This is a genomic window from Phormidium tenue FACHB-1052 (assembly GCF_014696675.1).
GTDB lineage: Bacteria > Cyanobacteriota > Cyanobacteriia > Phormidesmidales > Phormidesmidaceae > Nodosilinea > Nodosilinea tenuis_A.
Map to the genome: position 1 here is coordinate 219488 of NZ_JACJQN010000003.1, position 20440 is coordinate 239927.

Consider the following 20440-nt stretch of genomic DNA (forward strand, 5'->3'; position numbering starts at 1 on the left):
AAGTCTTCTCAAACCTCTGCCTCAGGCAGTGAAGTGTCTGCTGAAGGGATCTAAAACGCCATCATTCGAGCGCGTTAAACACTTCCTTTTTTCATTCTTTACTCTTCATTCTTTAGCTGTATGAGTTTAATTCAAGAAATCTTTCTCGAAACCGACTGGGAAGAGGTTGAGCAAGCCCAGGCCGCCTGCGACCTGCGGGCCGCCCAGCTCAAAGCGGAGGGCCATAACTGCACCTGTACCACGCTCTACCGCATTACCGATGGGCGGCGGGTGTTTTTGCTGGAGGCCCAGCACCCCGATTCGCTAGAGCCAGAGAACAAGCCCTCGCGGCGCAGGCTTCCCGCCCGGCGATCGGCCCCCCAAAGAGGATGAGCCGGGGGCGCGCGTGCGCCCCTACGAGGGGGATTGGCCCTTAACCAAACTCAGGGCGACGGCCTCTGCCACCCGAATGCCGTCGATACCGGCGGATAAAATGCCCCCGGCATAGCCAGCCCCCTCACCAGCGGGGTATAGCCCAGCGGTATTGAGGCTTTGAAACTGCTCGTTGCGCTTGATGCGAATGGGCGATGAGGTGCGGGTCTCGATACCGGTGAGCACGGCGTCAGCCATGGCAAAGCCGTGGATTTTGTGGTCGAAGGCCGGGATGGCTTCGCGGATAGCGGCGATCGCATACTCTGGCAGGCTCTCGCTCAAGTCCCCCAGCTTCACCCCCGGCTTGTAGGAGGGCTGCACCGCGCCAAACGCGGTCGAGGGACGGTTGGCCAAAAAATCTCCCACGAGCTGGCCGGGGGCTTCGTAGGTGCCGCCGCCTAGCTCAAAGGCAAACTCTTCCAGGCGGCGCTGGAGTGCGATGCCCGCCAGCGGCCCCTCGGGATAGTCGACCTCGGGGGTGATGCCCACGACGATCGCACTGTTGGCGTTCGACTCATCCCGCGCGTACTCGCTCATGCCGTTGGTCACCAGGCGACCCGGCTCTGAGGCGGCAGCGACCACCTTGCCGCCAGGGCACATGCAAAAGCTGTAGACCGATCGCCCGTTTTCGCAGTGGTGCACCAGCTTGTAGTCGGCGGAGCCGAGGCGGGGGTGCCCGGCCTGGTCGCCCAATCGGCACTGGTCGATGAGTGACTGAGGGTGCTCAATGCGAAAGCCGATGGAAAAGGGCTTTACCTCGATATAGACGCCGCGATCGTGAAGCATATGAAAGGTGTCGCGGGCACTGTGGCCCACGGCCAACACCACGTGGTCGCTGGACAAATAGTCACCGTTGTCGAGCCGCACGCCGCGCACCTGACCCTGGTCAATGTCAATGTCGGTCACGCGGGTTTGAAACCGAATTTCGCCGCCGAGAGACTCGATCATGGCGCGCATGTTCTGCACGATTTTGACCAGGCGGTAGGTGCCGATGTGGGGCTTGTTGATGTAGAGAATTTCAGGAGAAGCCCCGGCATTCACCAGCTCGGTGAGCACTTTGCGGCCATAGTGGTGGGGGTCGCTCACCTGGCTGTAGAGCTTGCCATCGGAGAACGTGCCCGCGCCGCCTTCGCCAAACTGGGCGTTTGACTCGGGGTTGAGGGTCTTTTTGAGCCAAAAGCCAAAGGTGTCAACGCTGCGATCGCGCACCGACTTACCCCGTTCGAGAATAATCGGTCGAAACCCCATCTGCGCCAGCATCAGCCCCGCAAACATGCCGCATGGCCCCATGCCAATCACAATGGGGCGATTCTGAAATCCTTCGGGAGCGTGGGCCACTGGGCGGTAGGTCAGATCGGGGGTCACGGTGACCGTGGCGTCTTTCTTAAACCGCTTGAGCAGCGCCTTTTCCTGGGGCGTTTCCACATCGACGATGTAGACCAGGGCGATGTTGCCCTTCTTGCGGGCATCGTAGCTGCGTTTGAAGATGGTGAAGCGGCTCAGGTCTGCCGCTGCCAGGTGCAGCTTTTTGAGAATGGCCTCCTCTAGGGCGGCTTCGGGGTGGTCGAGGGGCAGTTTGATTTGACTGAGGCGTAGCATACAAGAACAGGGGAATGGACGCGATAGGGCCGTCTTCACTCACGACAGGCTGCGGGATGTTTGCGCTACCGGGTTGTTGGCTCATAACCCCATCTTATGACTTGCTCCACCTAAATAATCAAGCGGGCCGCGATTCTGTCATCTATCTATTTGTGACAAAATGCGGCATTTTTTTCCATTGTCCCATTGGTAGTTCGATTGCCGTAACCGTCACGCCAGCCTTTTTTGGAGGTGGCTTATTCTGCCCAGTTTTCTAAAGACAAGTTAGTGATGCGTGAAAACTCTCGCACATTATTGCTTACAAGAGTAATTTCAAGGCTCAAGGCATGGGCAGCAATCAGCATGTCCATTGAGCCAATGACAAGTCCCCTACGTTCCAGATCGCTTCTAATCGAGCCATAAAGGGCAGCAGCAGCTTGATCAAACTCAACAATTTCTAACGGAATTAGAAATTGCATCAAAGCATTGCGGTTTTTCTCTTGCTGTTGGCTCTTGCAAGCACCATACTCTAGCTCTGCTACGGTGATAGAAGAAATGCAAATATCTGATAGAGCAAGGTTTTTGAATCGCGCCAAAACTTTAGGAGGCTTTTGCTTAATCAGATAAATACAAATGTTGGTATCAAGCAGATATTGCATCTAGAAAGCCTCACGAATGTCGAGGGGAGGCTGATCTCTGGTGGTCATGAAGTCGTCAGAGAATTGCTCTAAGCTCTCAAAGAGGGATTGCCAGGGATTGTCTTTAGCGATTAGAACGATCGCACTCCCAATTTTTTTAATGTAGACCTCAGTACCTGTCATCTGAAAGGTTTCAGGCAATATCACAATTTGATGAGTGCCATCGGTGCTAATTTGGGCGGTGTTCATGGGTGTAGATTCTCTAGGTGGGTTGATGTTCAATGTCTTTGGCTGCGAATGAGCCAACTCCTTGGAGGCTTAGGTGAGCAGCAGGGGGAGGAATAGCTGGATTGGGAGTTAAGCGCTTGTTGGAGGGGATTAGCGGCCACCTTCACTGTAAATATAACTAAAGGAACAGACTAATCTAGCGGCTTGAGCCAAGATCGACAGTAACGTTAGGTAGCCTTACCAACGCCAGCGGCATGCCCCAGCCCAGCCATCACCGCCTGTTTCAAGACAAGACCCTCACCCAAGCGCTCAAGGGGTTTTTGTTTCCCGCCGACATTGGCGATCGCCACCAAAAGCTCTTGCAGTGGGTGCAAGCCCTAGAGAGCGGCACTCTGGATGTGGTGAAAGAAACCTCGCTCCACGGCGACTTTCTCAAAGATGTGTTTCAAGATGCCCTGGGCTACCGCTCGGTGATTGGCGGCGCAGGCCACCCGCGACATGCTCCACTGGTTTCACATCGAGCACGGCATCGACAAAGCAGGCAACAAACTCAGCGACTTTGCCAGCCTCTCCCTCGACGACTTTTTCAAGAAATCAAAAAACGCCGCTCCAAGGGTCAGGCAACCTTGGCCCCAAAGACCTCAAAACCCTCACCGAAGCCTACGGCGACTATGCCCTGCCCATTCAGCAGCGCCGCCGCGACGGCCTAGTGCTAGAGCACCGCATCTCTGAGCTAGTCAACCAAGCCTACGGCCTCACCCCCGAAGAAATCGACCTCATGTGGAAAACCGCCCCACCAAGAATGCCCTTTAGCCGCCCTAAATAGGGGACTTTCGCCAAGGGGACGGGTGCCTTTGCTAATTACCAAAGATCTGGTGTTCAGCCCAAGGCACCCGTCCCCTGACCGAGGAGCCGTCCGTAGAGATGACTGTTTACGATAAAGGTAAATGGTGGGCAGTGCCCACCCTACTGTTTTAGGTAGGTGACTCAAAATGAATGCTCACAAAATTGAGGCTGTGGTTGCCGAAAACGGTATGTCATACTCAGGGACTTGCTCTTTCAAACAGGAGATACCGTCGAAGTCATTGTTCTAAAGCAACATTCTGACTCTCAGCAAGCGCTGTCTGCTCATGATCCCATTGCGGCAGATCAAGACTATCTACGCGGTATAAAAGCCCAAATGAGCGAGTGGGTATCCGCCGAAGATGAGGCGGCCTACTATGACCTCTAGATAGTTTGGTAATGCAAAATCCCCTCGGTAGATTGAGCCTACCGAGGGGATGCTGGGAGTTCATGAGATAAGCAGATCAAGCCACGATGTCTACCTTGCGGGTGGGGCGCTTGCGATCGCTCTTGCGAATGCCGCCCGCCATTTCATACTCATAGCTATCTTTGCCATACTTAGCTGCCACCGCAATCAGCATGCGCTCTGACAGCACTCTCATTTCTTTTTCAGTGTCGCGCACTACGCTAAGGGCGCGGTCTACAAACGATAGCGATTCATTATAGGTAGCTAGCTGCGATTGCAGCTTATCTAGCTCTAGCTGATAGTTGTCTAGGGTCAGCCCATCGCCCAAATTTAGGCTGGCACTAATTGATTTGAGCGCAGCGGCGCGGCGAACGCCCTTTTCGAGCACGGGTGAACTTCTTTTTTGTCGAGGCATTAGATGCACCTCTGTAGGGTTGACCCTTTCAAGATGGCACAGGGGCCAATGCCCTGAAACTGATGGTTTTGCGGGAGCTGAGATGTGCTTACAAGCGCGAAGGGTTCAGTAAATTTGCCGTCATTGGTCAGCGCGAGGCCGTTGATAGAGAGCATAAAGGCGCTGCTTTTATGCAAAATGAGGGCGTTGATTGAAAATAGGTGGATGAATTCAACGAATAGCCGGATGAATTCGATTAACAGGAACGCATTTATAATAAACACTTGCATTTTTATTTAGATCACGAAAGTGATACTTATGAATGGGACGGTGAATTCAACCAACACCGCCGCGAATTCAATCAATAGGGCGATGAATTCAATTAACATCGGCCTGTTAGTCCAAAACACCTCCATTTTTGCGGCGATCGCTAAGGTCATCCCCATGGACAAGTTCCCTACATCGACCAAAGTCAGAAACCTATGATGGATCTGCAAGGCAGCGAAGGTCGTTGGCATCAGGGTTTGAAACACCTTTTGCACCTAACGGGTGATGCCAGAGCGTCTGCGGTAGCTGCGATCGCCCGTCAGGAATACCTTACTTGGCTGATGTAGCTGTGGGTACAGATTACGTTTCGCGCTGTGCTGCCCAAGGAGTCAATAACGATGACGATAAAGTTTTGCTGGGCGCTGTTGGGGGGCCTACCGCTAAGTATTTTGAGCAGCCTGGGCACAGCCGCCTTGGCCAGCACAATCGATCTGAGCGTGCTGCCCCTGTTGAGTGGCTCCCAGACCCGCTGCCCTGCTGGGCTCATGGCCCACGAAACTCCCCAACCCTACGTTGAGGGCGGCTTTTCCATCGATGGCATGGTCAAACTGCGCGACATTGCCACCAACATTCGACTGTCTCAGTCTGATCAATTTAGCGCCACCTGGGTGGGCACCCTCAAGTCCGAATACCGCAATTGCCAGGCATCGGGCGGCATGATCCGCATTGATGGTGCGGCCCACGAGGCTAACTCCTACATCCGCATTCAGATGATCAATGGCCAGGTCAAGGCCACCCTCGACATGACAGGAATGCGCGATGCCAACGGGTTCACCGCCGTCATTCTGTTTAAGGGCTTGCGGGATGGCAATCCTCGCTGGACATGGGGCGGCAGCGATTAGTCAACGTCCTGTTGATCGTGAGTGTCGTTGTCTTTGTGGGTGTCTTCATAGGTAGCTTTTAACATGGCGCGAATCCGATCGATATGAACTTGAGAGTCTTGAACCCGCTGTAAGACTGAAGAAGAAGCATTGCCTTGACTCTGGCCCATGGTGGCAATCAAATTCTGGCGCTCCTCAAACATCCGTAGGGCAACCCACAGCGTCTCTTCGATCTTGGCTGTTTGCTGAGCAAGCAGCACTGCCGAGGTAAAGGCATGGCCTGTATGACAGCGATACCTTAAAAAATCTCCTTCCGTTATTTGCCAAAGTACCCCGCCACAGTCGGGGCAGTTGAAGGGCACCTGCTTGCCGAGCGCCTCAACTGAGGGCAAATCGCTCAAAACGCGTTGGGCAATTTCCGCCTCGATCACAATGTCTTTTGGCGGCTGCTTGCGACTGGGTAATTTTCTCCGCACTAGATCCGACAGCAGCATTCCCATTTTGGCGATGGGCAAGCAATAATCAGCTCCCACATTGGCTATGACCGACCGAGGCATGTCTGGATAGGCCGCATCCACCGGATCTTGGACGATGCAAACGCCGCCGCATCGTTTGATGGCCATCATGCCACTGGTGCCATCATCCAGGTATCCGGTCAAAATGATGCCAATGACGCGATTGCCATAGGCCACCGCTGCGGAGCGAAATAGGGGATCAATGGCTGGTCGATAACGATTTTCGCGAGCGCCTTTGGTAACCAGAACTTTGCCTTTTTCAAGCAAAATATGTTGATCGGGGGGTGCCAAATAAACATGCCCGATTTGGAAAGATTGCTCGTCGTGGGCCTGTTCGCAGGTTAGCCCACCACTCGCATTTAAGGCGGCAACCAGCACGTCTCCAGTGGTTTCTGCACCCATGTGGTTAACAATGAAAATGGAAGCCGGAAAATCTTTGGGAAACTGCCCGATCAGCTGCGTCAAGGCCTGCATTCCTCCAACAGACGCGCCAACCACAATGATCATTGGATCTTTGCTTTGATTCATTGTCACTTTCATAGCCTTAGGTTTGGCGCATCTTCTGCTTTACCAACTTAAATGGCTCAAGGCTAAGTCAGGAAAAGATCTACCGCAGGTTGCACTTAGCTCCTGCATCTAGACCCTAGAGTAAAAGGGCGGTTTATGCCTTGGCCTTGACAACCTGTGGATATTTACATTCTCGATCTGCTGGTGATTGGCTTACTGCTGCTGACGGTCACCCTGGGGTCGGGCTGGATTGGCCGGTTGCCCCTCTCCTACGCGCTGATCTATATGGTTGTGGGGATTGTGCTGAGTCCCTACGGCTTTAACCTGATACGAGCGCGCCCCGACACCGTCTTTTTAGAGCGGTTGACCGAGATGGTGGTGTTGATTTCTCTGTTTAGCTGCGGCCTCAAGATGAATCGTCCGCTCAAGCGCTGGGCGTGGAATTCGACGATTCGGCTGATTGGCTTTTTGATGCCGATGTCGATCTTTGCGATCGCCGCCATTGGCCACTTTTTTCTCAAGCTAGAGTGGGGCGTCGGCATTTTGCTGGGGGCAATCTTGGCCCCTACTGACCCGGTTTTGGCCTCTGAGGTGCAGCTCAACAACCCCCAAGACCAGGACGAACTGCGCTTTGGGCTCACCTCTGAAGGCGGCCTCAACGATGCGCTGGCCTTTCCCTTTGTTTACTTTGGGCTGCACTGGTTAGAAGACGACAACTGGCAGAACTGGTTTGGTCGCTGGGTGGCCGTCGATCTGGTTTGGGCGATCGCCGCTGGGCTGCTGGTGGGCATTGGGGTGGCTAAGGGGGTCTGCTGGCTAGAGCAGCACTTTGCCAAACGGCTGGCCGTCGATGAGCTGATGGAAGATTTTGTCGGCCTCAGCACCATCCTAATCGCCTACTCAGTGGCCGAGATCGTTCGCGGCTACGGCTTTTTGGCCGTCTTTGTCGCTGGTGTGGTGATGTATAACCAGTGCCTGAGCGATGAGCGATCGGCCTCTCGCCTCAACTTTATGGAACGGCTGGAGAAACTGACCGAAATTGGCACAATTTTGCTGTTGGGGTCGCTGCTGCGAGTCGAGCCGATTCTGAAGTTTGCGGTGCCGGGCCTGCTAATCGCGGGCTCACTGCTGTTTGTGATTCGCCCCCTGGGAGCCTGGGTGAGCACCATGGGTTCTCCAGTACACCCGGCCACGCGCTGGCTATTCGGCTGGTTTGGCATTCGCGGTGTGGGTTCGCTGTACTATCTCGCCTATGCGCTGAGTCAGGGTTTACAGGACGAAGCGGGCGAGCTGATTGCCTGGGTGACAATCATTACCGTCGCTATCTCGGTAACGCTGCATGGCGTCACCTCGACGCCGCTGATGCGGTGGTACGAGCACTACATTGGCGGTCGCAACCCGATCGAGAAAGAGCTGCCCGACTAGATCCCAGCTCTTGAGATAGCGCCGGATGCAGCGGGGGGATGGCTCGGCATGAATCTGTCGTTGCGATCGCTGAACAGCGCTTAGGACAGTCACTAGGGCAGTTTTTGCAGATCTTGCTGAAGCTGCTCCGCCCGCTGCTCCACTGTCTCAGCAGCCTGGTTGGCCTGCTCAATCTGTTCAGTGGGAAGAGCGGTCTCGCCAGTCTCGGCGGGCTTGTTTTGGTGAGCCATGAGTGCCCCCACAATCCCCAGCCCAACGAATAACCCAACTAAAGAAAGTCCACGCATGATATGCAAAAATCCCTAAAAGGCCGTTGCGATCGCTCAGTTCAATACCTTTAAGGTACCCAGCGCGTCTCACGGTTGCGGCAGAGTTTTAGCGTTGCCGCCCCTGTGCCTGTAAAATTTTGCCATGACAACCTTTGTAGCCCTCGATTTTGAAACCGCCGATCGCTACCGCGACAGCGCCTGCGCTATTGGCCTAGTGCGGGTCGAGCAAGGCCAGGTGGTCGATAAAGTTCACTATCTGATTCGCCCCCCTCGACGGGTGTTTGAGTTCACCCACATCCACGGCATTACCTGGCGGCAGGTGGCCAATGAGCCCGATTTTGCCGGGCTGTGGCCCGACATCGCGGCGATATTGACGGGGGCCGACTTTTTTGTGGCCCACAACGCGTCTTTCGATCGCAGCGTGCTCCACGCCTGCTGCCAGACCTACGGCATTTTGCCCCCAGTACCCGACTTTGTCTGTACGGTGAAGCTGGCTCGTCAGGCCTGGAACCTTCGCCCCACCAAGCTGCCCAACGTGTGCGACTACCTAGGCATTCCCCTCAACCATCACGATGCCCTGTCGGATGCGGAAGCCTGCGCAAAAATTGCGATGCTGATTCCAACCCAGCTTGTGGCCTCAGCGTCTGGCGCTAGCGCGGGCCAGTCCCAAACACCGAGGCCAACCGACTTGGGAAGATTGCCCGTACGTAAGCGATCGCAGGGACGGACGCCTTAGCAAAGCAGTCGGTCTCCCCTGCAAGCTAACCCCCAGCAAAACCGCCTATGCTATCTCCCCCCAGGGAATTTCTCTACATAGGCCTGCATCTGTAGGGCGATCTTCCCTGGCTGAACATCCAGACTTTGCAGTTGGAGCGTCATGCCGCTGAGGGTGAAATTGTGCAGGTCGAGCAGGTCTTTGGCCGCCGCCAGCAGCCCCTGGGTGAGGGGTTCTGAAGTGTTTTCAGGCTCGACTTGCACATCGTTTAGCACCACCTCATGGCCCTGGGGCCCCAGGGCCGGGGTAGCGCGAAAGGCCACCTGCTGCCGCTCGCCGGTTTCATCGAGCACCACGCTGGCGGCGATCGCCACCTGACCATTCCCCGGCAGAGAGAAGTCAATTTGCTCAGCACTGACCTGCACCGGACGGCCATCTAGGGTGACCTCCAAAGACTTCAGTTTCTGCTGAATATAGTCAGAATTGCAGGCCCGCTCAATATCAACTTCGGTCAGCTCAACCGCAGCGCTGGCGTTGGTAGGACGCGTCAGCTTAATATTGCCCAGGGCCGCCTTGAGGGGGTCGATGGCGATGCCGTCGGTTTTGACCGAAAGCTGCTCGGTACGCAGATCATTTTTGATCACCAGACCCCGCCCCAGAATTTCGGCTGACTCTAGCTCTCCCTGCATCAGGGCGATCGGGTTAGTGCGAATCTCGGCATCTAGGTGGTCGGCGGCATCGAGCTGGGTAGATAGCCCTACCTCAAATGCTTTGCTCAGGGCCTGCTCTCCCAGATCTGAATTGCCTTTAGCCATCGTAGGTGTCCTTCCATAGGGGTGAAGGCATAGTCTAGACGGCATTCCAGGCGTTTACGCTCTGTCGAGATGCGGGTCTTGGGGCCAGCAATAGTCTGCCAAGGGAGGATAAATAGCGGGTCTGCCGCAGCGCCCTAGGTAGGCGGGCTAATGGCCTCTAAAAAAATTGGTTTCTAAAAACACCTTTGACAAATGGTTTAAAAACTCCCCCTCGTAGGGTCTCGTTTTTTTGATTAAAAAGAAAATTGAGAAGGCCAAGCTGGGCAGGGCATTGGCTAAAGGACGAGCTAGAGGCTTGGGAAATGGATAAAACTGCGACCCATAGAAACCTGCCAGTTGGGTCAAGTCTCCCGCTACTTCTCGATAAAAGAGGAGCGTGTCGTGTTTAGAAAAAGATCTCACATGGGCCGAAAGCATCTTGCTACAGGTGGGATGTACCCCAAATAGACCCAAGAGCCGATTGTGCAGAGCCAAAACGTTGGGCACCCCCAGATAAAAATAGCCGCCCACCTTCAACACCCTAAAAATTTCGTGGTTGATCCAGTAAATTTCTTTGGTGTGCTCTAGCACCTGGTTGGCAATGACCAAATCGACTGACTCTGAAGCGATGGGCAGCGGCTCAGCTTCAATGTTGACGGAAATGGGTTTGATGCCCGAGGCGGCTAGCGCGGCGGCCTGCCAATCGCCATAGTCAACCCCGACGCACTGGGCCTGGGGATGCTGGGCCAAGACCACCTGCAAATCTTGCCCTCCCCCGCAGCCAATGTCGAGGCAGGTATCGATCGCGAGGGTGGGCACCACCTGGGCCAAGATGTGTCGGCCATAGGTTTCGCTGTGGTCAACGGTGGTGAGGCGGCTGGTGGTGCCCGGCGTGACCTGTCTAAACATAACTACCCTCGTTTACGCAGTTGGCAGGCAGGAGGGCGTCTAAATCACACCCTTTGAGCTGGGGATGAGGTGCGATCGGCGGGGGTCTACCTCGGTGGCCATGCGCATGGCGCGGGCAAAGGCCTTGAAGGTGGCTTCAATAATATGGTGCGAGTTGATGCCGTCGAGCTGGCGAATGTGCAGGGTCATTTGGCTGTGGTTGACCACGGCGACAAAAAACTCGCGCACTAGCTGGGTGTCGTAGGTGCCCACCCGCTGGGTCGGAATCTCCAGCCCGTAGCTGAGGTGGGGCCGACCTGAGAAATCTAGCGCCACCTGCACCAGCGATTCGTCCAGCGGCGCGACGAAATGGCCAAAGCGGGTAATGCCCTTGCGATCGCCCAAGGCCTGGTGCAGCGCCATCCCCAGGGTGATGCCCACATCCTCGTTGGTGTGGTGGTCGTCGATCTCAATGTCGCCCGTGGCCCGTACTTCTAAATCAATCAACCCGTGGGACGAAATCTGGTGCAGCATGTGGTCGAGAAAGGGAATGCCCGTCTTGGCCTCACACTGCCCGGTGCCGTCCAAATTGAGGCTCACCTGCACGTCGGTTTCCCCGGTGGCGCGGCTCACGCTGGCGCTGCGGCTGGGGTAGGCCAAACCAGGGGCAGGAGCAGAAATTGGACGGTCTTGGGTTTGCATGGCGGGTTGCTGACGGGTAATGTCTCATTTTACCGAAGTCTGTATCCACCAACCGGCTGTGACCGTCGAGACAGAGACGCAATTTATCCCAGCAATACTAGTTTTCTAGAACCGCCACAATTTGCTCATGGGTAATGTCGCCTGTCACCTTGGCCGCGCCCAAGCCATCCGGCATGACAAAGCGCACCTGGCCATCCTCCACTTTTTTGTCGCCCTGCAGCAGCGAGAGAATGTCTTTGGCGGCTAGGTGGGCCGGAATTTGGGTGGGTAGCCCCGCTTTCTCAATTAGTTTTAGCTGCCGCGTTTCCTCAGCGGCAGTCCAGTAGTCGAGGGCGGTGGCGATCTTGCCCACCGCTACCATGCCGATCGCCACCGCTTCCCCATGGTTGACACCCCGGTAGTTCATCAGACTTTCGACCGCGTGGCCAATGGTGTGCCCATAGTTGAGAATCGCCCGCAGCCCGGCTTCCCGCTCATCCTGAGACACCACATCGGCCTTGGCCTGGCACGATCGCGTCAGAATGGTGTGCAGCAGCTCGTCCCCTACGTAGCGATACTGGTCGAGGCGCGGCGCGGCTTCCAGGGTTTCAAACAGGTCTCTATCCCAGATCACACCGTACTTAATCACCTCTGCCATCCCCGCCCGAAACTCGCGCACGGGCAGGGTTTTGAGCACTGTGGGGTCGATCATCACCAAACGCGGCTGGTGGAATGCCCCAATCAAGTTTTTGCCGCGAGGATGGTTGACGCCGGTCTTGCCCCCGATCGAGGCATCGACCATGGCCAGCAGCGAGGTGGGCACCTGCACCACGTTCACCCCCCGCAGCCAGGTGGCGGCGGCAAAGCCCGTCATATCGCCCACCACACCGCCCCCCAGGGCCACCATCGCCGACTTGCGCTCTAGGTGAAAGTCGAGGGCCGCGTCGTAAATTTTTTGTAGCGAGCCAGGGGTTTTGTAGCGTTCCCCAGCGGGTAGCAGACAGGTTTCGACGGCGTAGTCCGCCTGGATGAGTGAGGCTAGGGCGCGATCGCCATACCGCTTAAAAATTGCCGGATTTGACACCAGCAATAGCTTTTGCCCCGGCTTCACCAGGGGCGACTCACCGCCCTTCAACCAGGTGCCCAGATGGTCGATGCCGTCAGTGGCCACCACCACATCGTAGGGGTTGCTCGGCAGCGGCACAGGGATAACGGATTTCATAGGGATAGCTAGGGACGGAGGTGTTCTAAAACTTTAGCGTGTAGGGGAGGGAAGTTCTGAGTGCTCAGTTTTGAATTGTGAGTTGTCAATTCAAAACTCAAAACTCCATAACCCACTCCCAGACTCCCCACTCCCCCCACACGCTCCCGCCGTGGTTCAATATAGAGTCGTAACCGTTGTGGAGAGAGAAATTATGGGTGGTGTAGTTGCCTACGTGCTGTTTTTGTCGGTCATGGTGGGTACGGCTATTGGACTGTACCTGGGTCTCCGGCTCGTGAAGCTGATTTAGCGGTCAATGTTAGGTACGCCATGGCCTGAATGCAGCCCAGCAGCAGCCAGCCCAAGATATTGATGCGGCCATCGTAAAAGGCCAGATCAAAGATGGCAAAGGCTGCGGTGCCGCCAAAGCCAGTGAGGTAGCCCGCCAGCAGGGCCATGGCGTCAGGGGGAAGCGAAACTGTCGCCAGGGCAAAGGTGCCCTGCCCCAAGATCCACCCCACTATGCCTGTAAACCCCAGGGCAACCGGAATACCGGCCTCGGCGGCGAGCATCAGCCACAGGTTGTGGGCGTGGGGTAAAAAGTCGTCAGCTACCGGAAAGTCAGCCGGGTCGTAGAGCTGCTTAAAGGTGCCCAGCCCCGTGCCGAACCAGGGGTGGTGCGGAATCATATCAAGGGCTAAGCGCCAGACGCTAAAGCGTAGCGAGACAGTGGCAAAGGCCTCGGGCAGGGTGCGGCCCCCCACGCCCCAGATCAGGGCGCTGGCAGTGAGCAGCGCGATCGCCCCCAGCCCAGCCCAAAAAATATAGCGATAGGGCCGCAGCAGCCCCCCAAACAGCAGCAGTTGAACGCCCGCAATCAGCAGCCCATTGCGCGAGCCCGAGCAGTAAATGCCCACCAGCACTAGGGCCGTGGCAGCGCAAATCCAAACGCTTTTCGCCCGCAGTTCAGGGCGGTTGAGGTAGTAGGCGCAGAGCCCCAGCCCCAGCCCAAACACAATCACCATGTAGTTAGCCAGGGCGTTGGGGTGGCCAAACATGGCGCTGGCCCGATAGCCATAGTTGGTCTGCTCATAGAGCCAGGCCAGCCCAGGATGACTGCCCCAGCGCGCCAGACCGCCGGGCGATCGCAGGTAAAACTCCGCGAGCGCCGTCAGGTTGACGGGCACCGTCGCCCCCAGTAGCGCCACAGCCCAGTTGTGCAGCGTCGCCCAGGGCTGGCGAAACTGGGGCACAGCAATGGCGATCGCCCCGTAGAGCACAAAAAACGGCACAAAATTCAGCGCCTGCAGGGCTGACTCCCCTGGGTTTTGGGAAAGCGCTACGCTGACCCCAAGGCCTAGGGCCAGCCAGAGCCAGCCCTGGGTGTAGAGCAATCGCCCAATCGCCCGCCAGCCCTGGAACAGATTGACCAGCAAAAACCAGACCAACCCCGCGATCGCCCCATAGACGATGTAGGGCAACGCCACCAAGCTGCCCAAAACCAACCGTTCTTGGGCTATGCTACCGGCCTCAGCCCCTTTTAACCTAGTAGGCTCCATCGCCAATTACAACCACCCACACTGTTCTCAGCAGAATATAGACATCTAACCAGACCGACCAGTTTCTCACGTAGTAGGCATCCAGGTTGACCCGCTCCTCGTAGGACACATTGTTGCGCCCCGACACCTGCCATAGCCCCGTCAGGCCCGGCAGCACCTTCGTGTAAAGGCTGTACTTGTCGGCATAGCGAACAATTTCCTCCGTCACGATCGGGCGCGGGCCAACCAGGCTCATCTCACCCCGGAGCACATTCCATAGCTGGGGCAGCTCATCGAGGCTGGTGCGGCGCAAAAACCGGCCCACGCGGGTAATGCGTGGGTCGTAGCGCAGCTTGTGGTCACGCTCCCACTGCTCTCGCAGTTCAGGGTTTTCGTCTAGGTAGCGATCGAGCACCTGCGCAGCGTGGGGCACCATCGAGCGAAACTTCCACGCAGTGAAGGGCGCGCTATTTTGCCCCAGGCGAGGCTGTCCGTAGAAAAGCGGCCCCCGCGAATCGAGCTTGACCAAGACCGCAATCACCACCAGCACTGGCAGCAAACACAGGCCGATAATCAGGGTCAAGACCAAATCCAGCAGGGTTTTGATCAGGCGCGGCCCCGGCAGCAGCAGCTGTTGACGAATTTCTAGGCCCAAAATGCCGCCCAGGTCTTTTGAGCTAACCCACAGGCTGGCCACCCCAAACAGGTCAGGAATCATCAACAGATGGGGAAAGGTGCGACCATACAGCTCCAGCACCCGCAGCAGCTTTTCTCGCTGCACCCCAGGCATGGCCACAATGGCGTAGTGAATATCGTGGCGGAGAGCCAGGTGGGGCGCGGCTGACAGAGGCCCGACAATGGGCACGCCGCACAAACTGCCCTCATGCGCCCGGCTGTCATCCAGCACGGCTACGGGTTTGAGGCCAAACTCAGGCTGATTTTTCAGAGTTTGAATCACCAGCTCGCCGGTGCGCCCACCCCCCAAAATGAGCACTTGGTAGCCCCACCAGGGGTAGCGAGCAAACCACTGCTTCACCATCAGCCGCCCGGTCAGCACCGTCAGCAACGACAGCAGCCAGGCCAGCAAAAACACTCCGCGCGAGTAGGTTTCACTCTCACGGGTAAGAAAGAGCCCCGCCGCTAGCACCAGATAGGTAAAGGTAGTCGAAAGACAAATACGCCGTAGCTCATCTACCGGGCTGAGACCTACTGCGGGGTAAAGCCCAGCTACCGCATAGGCCAACAAAAATACGCCTAATATCGGCCACAGCTGGCCATACAGACTGGGCAGATACTGTCCGCCAAAGGCCAACCGTAAGTGAACCCCAGCACTTCCAGCCAAGGCTAGGGCCAGCAAATCAGACAGACTGAGGAGGGCAACCATCGGCAAGGAGCGGGTTGACATCCTCAAGGACAACATTACTGGATGAACCGTACGCTCAAGAGGAAACATAAATTTCCCCACACTCCTAAAACACCGACACTACTCTAATTCATTGCCCTGCTGAAATTTCAGCCACTTATGGGCCAAATAGGTCGTCAATTCCTGGCGAAATCTTGCTTCAGAGAAAGTTTCGGCATGGTGACGAATGGCTTCGGCCCCCAACTCGACCCCGTGCTGGGCAAAATGCTGCACGGCCTGCACCAGATGATCGACGGTTTGCTGGCTAAACAGTATCCCAGTTTTCCCCGGTCGTACGGTTTCGGCACAGCCGCCCTGACCATAGGCAATCACCGGTGCCCCCGCCGCCTGGGCTTCGACCACGGTGATACCAAAGTCCTCCTCTGCCGGAAAAATAAAACCTCGACAACGCGCCATATGATCTGACACCACCGCATCTGTGGGGTTCCGCAAAAAGGCGATGTTGGGTTTGGCCGATCGCTGTAGCTCGGCCAGGGCTGGCCCGTCGCCAATCACCACCAGGGGCAGCCCGAGGCGGTTAAAGGCCGCCACCGTCAGATCGACCCGTTTATAGGGCACACAGCGCGACACCGTGAGATAGAAGTCGTCGCGAGGCTGCTGCCAGCAGAAGCGATCGACCGCTACGGGTGGGTAGATCACGGTGGCGGGGCGGCGGTAGGTTTTCCAGATGCGGCGGGCGACGTAGCGAGAGTTGGCCACAAAGCAGTCAACCCGGTGGGCAGCAGCGAGATCCCACAGGCGCAGGTAGTGCAAAATCAGCCGGGTGAGGGCGCTTTTTGCCCCCCGCGTCAGCCCCGCCTGCTGGAGATACTGGTGCTGCAAATCCCAGGCGTAGCGAATGGGGGTGTGCACGTAGCTGACGTGGAGCTGGTGGGGGCGGGTGAGAACCCCCTTGGCCACAGCGTGGTTGCTAGAGAGCACCAGGTCGTAATCTGAGAGGTCGAACTGCTCCACCGCCAGGGGCATCAGCGGTAAATATTGGCGAAAGTGCCGTCGCGCCCCCGGCAGGTTTTGCAAAAACGAGGTCTGCACCCGCGTCCCTGGCGGAATCAGCGAGATGGCCTCGGGTTCTAAGAACTGCACCAGGCTGAAGACATCCGCCTGAGGACACACCGCCAGCATTTGCTCAACGACTTTTTCTGACCCAGCCCGGCTGACGAGCCACTCGTGCACGATCGCCACAGCGGCAGGTAAAGTTTCAGAAGTCATTCAACGTGGGGGTAAGGGAATTGGTTGGGGGCGATCGCCGCGATTTCTCGCCCTGATTGATCAGGGCAAGCACCGCAGTGCCCCAGGGCCGAACCGCTGGAGCCAAACAGTACCTGCGGCTGTGCTTCGTCAAGCCTCGATCACAGTCCGGCAGACTTTTCGAGGTTCAGTTCCCCAGCGGCGACCTTGTCGCTGACCAGCCGTCGCACTAGCTCCAGTTCCTCAAAGGTGACTTTGCCATCGGCCCGCATAGTGGCAGTAATGACGTCGCGCTCGGTCTGGGTGAGCACGCCATCGGCGATCGCCTGCTCAATGATCTGCCGCAGGGTGTCTAGCTCCTGTCGTTCTTCTGCGCTGAGTTCTGTGGCCATGGGAGTGCTCCTTGAGCAGCAGCTTCACGTTCCAATCTTATCAGCACCCACCCACCTACTCACCTACTGACAAGTCGCACTCCCCTCAATCCCCGTGTAGTTCAAGCTCACCTGAGACCCGCTGCGGGGGTTGCCGCCGGAGAGGTCGGTGAGCGCCACCGGGTAGCTGCCACCGGCAGGTGGGCTGGCGCTGCCCTGGTAGAGAGGCTGCCCGGCGTTGCTGCTGCCCTGGCGGCTGAGGGTGGCATCGAAGGTGTTTCTGGTTTCTAAATTGACGAAGCGCACCAGGTGAAAGCCGTTGGCGTCATAAAAGGCGGTGACGGCCATGCCTTCCATCGTGCCTTCGCAGGTGTCGCTCTGGCTGGCTCGATCTGACAGGGGGGTGGCCCGCCCTTCGGTATTGATAAAGTCGCCGCGAATCCAGCCCTCGGCCCCAGACTGGTCAAATTTGACGAAGTACCAGGTGCCGTCGCTGGCCTCGGTCGATCGCAGCAGCATCACGGGGTCGCCCACAACGCCGTAGCCCCGGCTATCAGCGCTGGTAGTGGGCTGCGATCGCAGATTGATCTGAGACCCGGGCTGACTGGCGATCAGCTGCGCCGCCTGGGGTGGGTTGACTGCTTGCCCCGTGCCGCCAACCCCAGGTTCCGGCGGGTTGGGGGTTGGCGTAGTCCCAGTTTCGGGGTCTGTTCCTGGGGCTGGCTCAGTGGGGTCTACCACCGCTGGCTGCTCCTCGGTTTGTGCCTCGGGATTAGTGGGCATCACTACGGTGGGATCATTGCGCCGTCCGAGGGCGACGGCGATCGCGGCCACCGCGACGAAAACACTACAGAGCGCCACTGCCATCCATACTTTGGCCTTTGTCATCGCTATGCCCTTCAGGAAACCCAGAGATCTAGCATAGCGTTTGCCCCCAGGGGCTTCTGACTTTGAAGGTTTAGATTTTAGATTGTCACATCCACTGGCCCCTGACCTACTGCCTGCGTTTGCCATTCACGCCTTGCCCAAATGCGATCACGGCAGACTCCGCTATCACGTAGGCCGTCTCCCCCGCCGCCAGCGCAATGTCATAGCCGCCGGTAAACTCCCCGAAAGAAGGCAAGGTGAGACGGTTTTGCCGAGGCTGCCAGTGAAAGCAGGGCAGACGCAGGCGATCGCCCCCCATCTTCAGCCGAAAGCAGGGATGGATGTGGCCACAGATATTCAGCCGAGTGGAGTCGACATCGGGCTCATGGCTGAAAAGAACGCCCCCGACCTCCACCGCCTCCACAAAGCACTCCACCGAGAGTTGGGTCAGAGTGTCTTGCAGGGGGCGATCGTGATTCCCCAAGATTAGGTGGGCGCTGACTTGAGTTTGGTGCAAGAACCTCAGCCAGGCGTCGATTACCTCATCGGCCATGCCCTCGCGCCCGTGAAACAGGTCGCCCAAGATCCATAGCGCCTCCGGCTGATATTGGGCGCACAGTTCTTCCAGCCGTCGGAGCGTGCCTTGGTTGACCTGGCTAGACACCGGCAGCCCATGGTGCTGAAAGGTCTCCGCCTTACCCAGGTGGACATCCGACACCAGCAGCAGCTTCAGCGGCTCCACAAAAACCGCCCGCTCGGGCAGCAGCCGCAGCTGAATCTGGCCCACAGTCAAAGACTCTGTAGCGATAAGGGGCAGCGCCATCAACCACTCAATTCAACCCAATGGATGTCACTGTAAAGGATTTAGCCCCCCTTGGCGCGATTGTCTGGGCTGCAATCCATTGATTCTGCCAACCCTTATCTGGCCAGCAGGGTCATGATCTTCGCCACCATGGCCAGACTCTCCTCGTAGAGCACATCCTCGCCCCAGCGCTGGAGCTGCTGCCCCAGCATAAAGTCGGCTTTCTGATCAGAGAGAGCCGTAACCTGCTCTACCTGACAGGCTTGGGCACCGCCCCCGGCTTCCATTCGCATGCAGCCCGTGGTCTCAGAGCACAGAATCGTGCAGCAGTTAGCATTTCTGTCGGTGGAGGCCAGCCGTAGCCCGGTCAAGTCGCCCACCACTTCCCCCGAGTCCGCCACCGGAATGCCCGCCAGCTCGGCCTCAATGTCTAGGCCGTTGGTACCTTTAAAGTAAATTTTCTTGATGTTGTAGATGCCACCTTCTTCAACATAATTAATCGGCTGCCAGCCCAGTCGGCTAGCAAACCAGCCGAGATACAGCAGCGCTTGAGCCGCGTTGCCCTGCTCATAGTCAATGCTGATGCGGTCTACATCCACCAGCGACTCACGCCGCTCAGGGGGATCAAAGGCGGCGGCAGTCAGCTCCTGCCAAGGAGCCAAGCGGTGCCAGTTGAGGTCAGCAATATAGGTATCTGTTTCGATCAGCTCCTGCATTTTTTGCAGCTCGGCCTCAGCATCGCTAAAATAGCTCGAATCAACAATGATGCAGTTGCTGGACTTGGCCAAGTTTTGAAAGATTAGCTGCTCAGGGCTGGGGGTAGCCTTCCACCACACAAACTTGGGCAACTCCGGCAAAATCAGCGAGGCAATCAGGTCGCTGACGCGCCCCAGGGCCGCTTTGGTGCCCCGCAGGTTGATGTACTCACAGCACACCAGATTGCCGGTTCCTTTTTTTTGCACCGGGCAGTACACCGAAACCTGGGCCGTGACCCCCGTATCTTCCCCAAACGTGGGGCAAAGGCTAATAATGCGGCAGGGGTTGTGGGCCGAAATTGACTCGCTGAGGCTGAACCCCCGCTGGTCGAGGTTGGAGTACTGCTTTTGGGCCTCGGAAAGCTGGGCATACTCCTGCCGCAGGCGAGCCAGGGTAGGAGGGTCAACCCGGCCCGTCACCCGCAGATCGTAGGCCATCTGAGCTTGGCGAATGGCCTCGCGGGTCTGGCTGCCGTGGCTGCTATCAATGAAACCAGTGTAAAAGCCCAGGGCCGCCAAGATCTGCTGTACCTCTTCGGGCTCGTAGATCACCATGGTGAAGGTGGTGGCCCGAGTCGCCATGGGCGCGGTCATGCCTGAATCTTGCTGACGCCAAATACTGTGCAGCTCTGACTCGATCTCATCCAGGGAAATATCCTTGGGCTTTTGTAGGGCAACGATGGGAGTCGTAGTCATAGGAAGGTTGGGGGTAAAGGGGAATTGGGAGTTTTTAGTTTTGAGTGCTTAGTTTTTAGTTTTGAGTTGGGGAATTGGGGCTTAGGCGACTGGTGGAAAACTCTATCTAATGGTGGGCAGTGCCCACCCTACGGTGGCGACAGTCGCCGGATAAAGCGG

27 protein-coding genes are annotated in these 20440 nt (G+C 57.1%); 7 read left to right on the plus strand and 20 right to left on the minus strand.

Features of this window, described 5'->3' with window-relative positions; all coding sequences use genetic code 11:
* The first annotated feature begins 120 nt into the window (after window positions 1-120).
* Window positions 121-372 (plus strand): hypothetical protein, encoded by a 252-nt coding sequence (locus H6G07_RS07025; RefSeq protein ID WP_073607670.1) that lies wholly within the window; start codon window positions 121-123, stop codon window positions 370-372.
* 21 nt (window positions 373-393) lie between these two features.
* Here H6G07_RS07025 and H6G07_RS07030 read toward each other — a convergent pair whose 3' ends face one another.
* From H6G07_RS07030 to H6G07_RS26635, 5 genes are all read right to left on the minus strand, one after another.
* On the minus strand, window positions 394-2010 hold the full coding sequence (locus H6G07_RS07030; RefSeq protein WP_073607671.1) for an NAD(P)/FAD-dependent oxidoreductase: 1617 nt from the start codon (window positions 2008-2010) through the stop codon (window positions 394-396).
* A 236-nt stretch (window positions 2011-2246) separates the two neighbouring features.
* Window positions 2247-2648, minus strand: coding sequence for a type II toxin-antitoxin system tRNA(fMet)-specific endonuclease VapC (gene vapC, locus H6G07_RS07035; RefSeq protein ID WP_073607672.1), 402 nt, complete (start codon window positions 2646-2648; stop codon window positions 2247-2249).
* Window positions 2649-2876: an antitoxin gene (locus H6G07_RS07040; protein WP_073607673.1), complete on the minus strand. Its 228-nt coding sequence runs from the start codon at window positions 2874-2876 to the stop codon at window positions 2649-2651.
* A gap of 206 nt (window positions 2877-3082) precedes the next feature.
* The gene (locus H6G07_RS07045; RefSeq protein WP_171972975.1) at window positions 3083-3229 is read right to left on the minus strand and encodes a hypothetical protein; all 147 of its coding nucleotides are present in this window, start codon (window positions 3227-3229) and stop codon (window positions 3083-3085) included.
* Window positions 3230-3232: 3 nt separating this feature from the next.
* On the minus strand, window positions 3233-3355 hold the full coding sequence (locus H6G07_RS26635) for a hypothetical protein (protein WP_277882055.1): 123 nt from the start codon (window positions 3353-3355) through the stop codon (window positions 3233-3235).
* Between the two features lie 59 nt (window positions 3356-3414).
* Between H6G07_RS26635 and H6G07_RS07050 the strand changes: the two genes are divergently transcribed.
* Together H6G07_RS07050 and H6G07_RS07055 are read left to right on the plus strand one after the other, a co-directional pair.
* Window positions 3415-3681, plus strand: a complete 267-nt coding sequence (locus H6G07_RS07050) for a hypothetical protein (RefSeq protein ID WP_139296961.1) — start codon at window positions 3415-3417, stop codon at window positions 3679-3681.
* A 225-nt stretch (window positions 3682-3906) separates the two neighbouring features.
* Window positions 3907-4086 (plus strand): hypothetical protein, encoded by a 180-nt coding sequence (locus tag H6G07_RS07055; protein ID WP_073607675.1) that lies wholly within the window; start codon window positions 3907-3909, stop codon window positions 4084-4086.
* 76 nt (window positions 4087-4162) lie between these two features.
* On the opposite strand, the gene H6G07_RS07060 is transcribed toward H6G07_RS07055, so the two are convergent.
* Window positions 4163-4519, minus strand: a complete 357-nt coding sequence (locus H6G07_RS07060; RefSeq protein WP_073607676.1) for a hypothetical protein — start codon at window positions 4517-4519, stop codon at window positions 4163-4165.
* Between the two features lie 275 nt (window positions 4520-4794).
* Complete coding sequence (locus tag H6G07_RS07065) at window positions 4795-5031, minus strand: hypothetical protein (RefSeq protein ID WP_139296962.1); 237 nt, start codon at window positions 5029-5031, stop codon at window positions 4795-4797.
* Window positions 5032-5163: 132 nt separating this feature from the next.
* On the opposite strand from H6G07_RS07065, the gene H6G07_RS07070 reads away from it, so the two are divergent.
* The gene (locus H6G07_RS07070; protein ID WP_073607679.1) at window positions 5164-5667 is read left to right on the plus strand and encodes a hypothetical protein; all 504 of its coding nucleotides are present in this window, start codon (window positions 5164-5166) and stop codon (window positions 5665-5667) included.
* On the opposite strand, the gene H6G07_RS07075 is transcribed toward H6G07_RS07070, so the two are convergent.
* On the minus strand, window positions 5664-6701 hold the full coding sequence (locus H6G07_RS07075; protein ID WP_199311953.1) for a chemotaxis protein CheB: 1038 nt from the start codon (window positions 6699-6701) through the stop codon (window positions 5664-5666). The genes H6G07_RS07070 and H6G07_RS07075 overlap by 4 nt on opposite strands.
* Window positions 6702-6845: 144 nt before the next feature.
* Between H6G07_RS07075 and H6G07_RS07080 the strand changes: the two genes are divergently transcribed.
* A complete protein-coding gene (locus H6G07_RS07080; RefSeq protein ID WP_073607681.1) occupies window positions 6846-8093 on the plus strand; it encodes a cation:proton antiporter in 1248 nt (415 codons plus the stop codon).
* Window positions 8094-8185: 92 nt separating this feature from the next.
* Here H6G07_RS07080 and H6G07_RS07085 read toward each other — a convergent pair whose 3' ends face one another.
* The gene (locus tag H6G07_RS07085) at window positions 8186-8380 is read right to left on the minus strand and encodes a hypothetical protein (RefSeq protein WP_190740697.1); all 195 of its coding nucleotides are present in this window, start codon (window positions 8378-8380) and stop codon (window positions 8186-8188) included.
* 124 nt (window positions 8381-8504) lie between these two features.
* On the opposite strand from H6G07_RS07085, the gene H6G07_RS07090 reads away from it, so the two are divergent.
* A complete protein-coding gene (locus H6G07_RS07090) occupies window positions 8505-9098 on the plus strand; it encodes a 3'-5' exonuclease (protein ID WP_084172965.1) in 594 nt (197 codons plus the stop codon).
* Window positions 9099-9148: 50 nt separating this feature from the next.
* Here H6G07_RS07090 and H6G07_RS07095 read toward each other — a convergent pair whose 3' ends face one another.
* The 4 genes from H6G07_RS07095 to aroB form a co-directional block, all read right to left on the minus strand.
* The gene (locus H6G07_RS07095; RefSeq protein WP_073607682.1) at window positions 9149-9892 is read right to left on the minus strand and encodes an LmeA family phospholipid-binding protein; all 744 of its coding nucleotides are present in this window, start codon (window positions 9890-9892) and stop codon (window positions 9149-9151) included.
* Window positions 9893-10039: 147 nt separating this feature from the next.
* Window positions 10040-10780, minus strand: a complete 741-nt coding sequence (locus tag H6G07_RS07100) for a class I SAM-dependent methyltransferase (RefSeq protein ID WP_073607683.1) — start codon at window positions 10778-10780, stop codon at window positions 10040-10042.
* A gap of 39 nt (window positions 10781-10819) precedes the next feature.
* Window positions 10820-11461, minus strand: a complete 642-nt coding sequence (gene hisB / locus H6G07_RS07105; RefSeq protein WP_073607684.1) for an imidazoleglycerol-phosphate dehydratase HisB — start codon at window positions 11459-11461, stop codon at window positions 10820-10822.
* A 97-nt stretch (window positions 11462-11558) separates the two neighbouring features.
* Window positions 11559-12662 (minus strand): 3-dehydroquinate synthase, encoded by a 1104-nt coding sequence (gene aroB, locus H6G07_RS07110; RefSeq protein WP_073607685.1) that lies wholly within the window; start codon window positions 12660-12662, stop codon window positions 11559-11561.
* Window positions 12663-12855: 193 nt separating this feature from the next.
* Between aroB and petL the strand changes: the two genes are divergently transcribed.
* A complete protein-coding gene (gene petL / locus H6G07_RS26840) occupies window positions 12856-12951 on the plus strand; it encodes a cytochrome b6-f complex subunit PetL (protein WP_073607686.1) in 96 nt (31 codons plus the stop codon).
* Here petL and H6G07_RS07120 read toward each other — a convergent pair.
* The 7 genes from H6G07_RS07120 to opcA all read right to left on the minus strand — a co-directional run bounded on the left by H6G07_RS07120 (window position 12908) and on the right by opcA (window position 20281).
* Window positions 12908-14200, minus strand: a complete 1293-nt coding sequence (locus H6G07_RS07120; protein ID WP_073607687.1) for an O-antigen ligase family protein — start codon at window positions 14198-14200, stop codon at window positions 12908-12910. The genes petL and H6G07_RS07120 overlap by 44 nt on opposite strands.
* Entirely contained in the window at window positions 14187-15584 is a 1398-nt protein-coding gene (gene wbaP, locus H6G07_RS07125) for an undecaprenyl-phosphate galactose phosphotransferase WbaP (protein ID WP_242026656.1), read from the minus strand. The genes H6G07_RS07120 and wbaP overlap by 14 nt, the downstream gene beginning before the upstream one ends.
* Window positions 15585-15662: 78 nt before the next feature.
* Window positions 15663-16811, minus strand: a complete 1149-nt coding sequence (locus H6G07_RS07130; protein ID WP_073607689.1) for a glycosyltransferase family 4 protein — start codon at window positions 16809-16811, stop codon at window positions 15663-15665.
* Window positions 16812-16951: 140 nt separating this feature from the next.
* Window positions 16952-17182, minus strand: coding sequence for a hypothetical protein (locus tag H6G07_RS07135; RefSeq protein ID WP_073607690.1), 231 nt, complete (start codon window positions 17180-17182; stop codon window positions 16952-16954).
* Window positions 17183-17245: 63 nt separating this feature from the next.
* Window positions 17246-18049 (minus strand): SH3 domain-containing protein, encoded by an 804-nt coding sequence (locus tag H6G07_RS07140; RefSeq protein ID WP_199311955.1) that lies wholly within the window; start codon window positions 18047-18049, stop codon window positions 17246-17248.
* 106 nt (window positions 18050-18155) lie between these two features.
* Entirely contained in the window at window positions 18156-18851 is a 696-nt protein-coding gene (gene pdeM / locus H6G07_RS07145) for a ligase-associated DNA damage response endonuclease PdeM (RefSeq protein ID WP_073607692.1), read from the minus strand.
* Between the two features lie 95 nt (window positions 18852-18946).
* Window positions 18947-20281, minus strand: coding sequence for a glucose-6-phosphate dehydrogenase assembly protein OpcA (opcA, locus tag H6G07_RS07150; RefSeq protein ID WP_073607693.1), 1335 nt, complete (start codon window positions 20279-20281; stop codon window positions 18947-18949).
* Window positions 20282-20440: the final 159 nt, after the last annotated feature.

Bases quoted from the DNA above. Each gene is read 5' to 3' on its own strand.
- H6G07_RS07025 (WP_073607670.1), top strand. From the start codon at position 121: ATGAGTTTAATTCAAGAAATCTTTCTCGAAACCGACTGGGAAGAGGTT.
- H6G07_RS07030 (WP_073607671.1), bottom strand. From the start codon at position 2,010: ATGCTACGCCTCAGTCAAATCAAACTGCCCCTCGACCACCCCGAAGCC.
- vapC (WP_073607672.1), bottom strand. From the start codon at position 2,648: ATGCAATATCTGCTTGATACCAACATTTGTATTTATCTGATTAAGCAA.
- H6G07_RS07040 (WP_073607673.1), bottom strand. From the start codon at position 2,876: ATGAACACCGCCCAAATTAGCACCGATGGCACTCATCAAATTGTGATA.
- H6G07_RS26635 (WP_277882055.1), bottom strand. From the start codon at position 3,355: ATGTCGCGGGTGGCCTGCGCCGCCAATCACCGAGCGGTAGCCCAGGGC.
- H6G07_RS07060 (WP_073607676.1), bottom strand. From the start codon at position 4,519: ATGCCTCGACAAAAAAGAAGTTCACCCGTGCTCGAAAAGGGCGTTCGC.
- H6G07_RS07070 (WP_073607679.1), top strand. From the start codon at position 5,164: ATGACGATAAAGTTTTGCTGGGCGCTGTTGGGGGGCCTACCGCTAAGT.
- H6G07_RS07075 (WP_199311953.1), bottom strand. From the start codon at position 6,701: ATGAAAGTGACAATGAATCAAAGCAAAGATCCAATGATCATTGTGGTT.
- H6G07_RS07085 (WP_190740697.1), bottom strand. From the start codon at position 8,380: ATGCGTGGACTTTCTTTAGTTGGGTTATTCGTTGGGCTGGGGATTGTG.
- H6G07_RS07090 (WP_084172965.1), top strand. From the start codon at position 8,505: ATGACAACCTTTGTAGCCCTCGATTTTGAAACCGCCGATCGCTACCGC.
- H6G07_RS07095 (WP_073607682.1), bottom strand. From the start codon at position 9,892: ATGGCTAAAGGCAATTCAGATCTGGGAGAGCAGGCCCTGAGCAAAGCA.
- H6G07_RS07100 (WP_073607683.1), bottom strand. From the start codon at position 10,780: ATGTTTAGACAGGTCACGCCGGGCACCACCAGCCGCCTCACCACCGTT.
- hisB (WP_073607684.1), bottom strand. From the start codon at position 11,461: ATGCAAACCCAAGACCGTCCAATTTCTGCTCCTGCCCCTGGTTTGGCC.
- aroB (WP_073607685.1), bottom strand. From the start codon at position 12,662: ATGAAATCCGTTATCCCTGTGCCGCTGCCGAGCAACCCCTACGATGTG.
- petL (WP_073607686.1), top strand. From the start codon at position 12,856: ATGGGTGGTGTAGTTGCCTACGTGCTGTTTTTGTCGGTCATGGTGGGT.
- H6G07_RS07120 (WP_073607687.1), bottom strand. From the start codon at position 14,200: ATGGAGCCTACTAGGTTAAAAGGGGCTGAGGCCGGTAGCATAGCCCAA.
- wbaP (WP_242026656.1), bottom strand. From the start codon at position 15,584: ATGTCAACCCGCTCCTTGCCGATGGTTGCCCTCCTCAGTCTGTCTGAT.
- H6G07_RS07130 (WP_073607689.1), bottom strand. From the start codon at position 16,811: ATGACTTCTGAAACTTTACCTGCCGCTGTGGCGATCGTGCACGAGTGG.
- H6G07_RS07135 (WP_073607690.1), bottom strand. From the start codon at position 17,182: ATGGCCACAGAACTCAGCGCAGAAGAACGACAGGAGCTAGACACCCTG.
- H6G07_RS07140 (WP_199311955.1), bottom strand. From the start codon at position 18,049: ATGACAAAGGCCAAAGTATGGATGGCAGTGGCGCTCTGTAGTGTTTTC.
- pdeM (WP_073607692.1), bottom strand. From the start codon at position 18,851: ATGGCGCTGCCCCTTATCGCTACAGAGTCTTTGACTGTGGGCCAGATT.
- opcA (WP_073607693.1), bottom strand. From the start codon at position 20,281: ATGACTACGACTCCCATCGTTGCCCTACAAAAGCCCAAGGATATTTCC.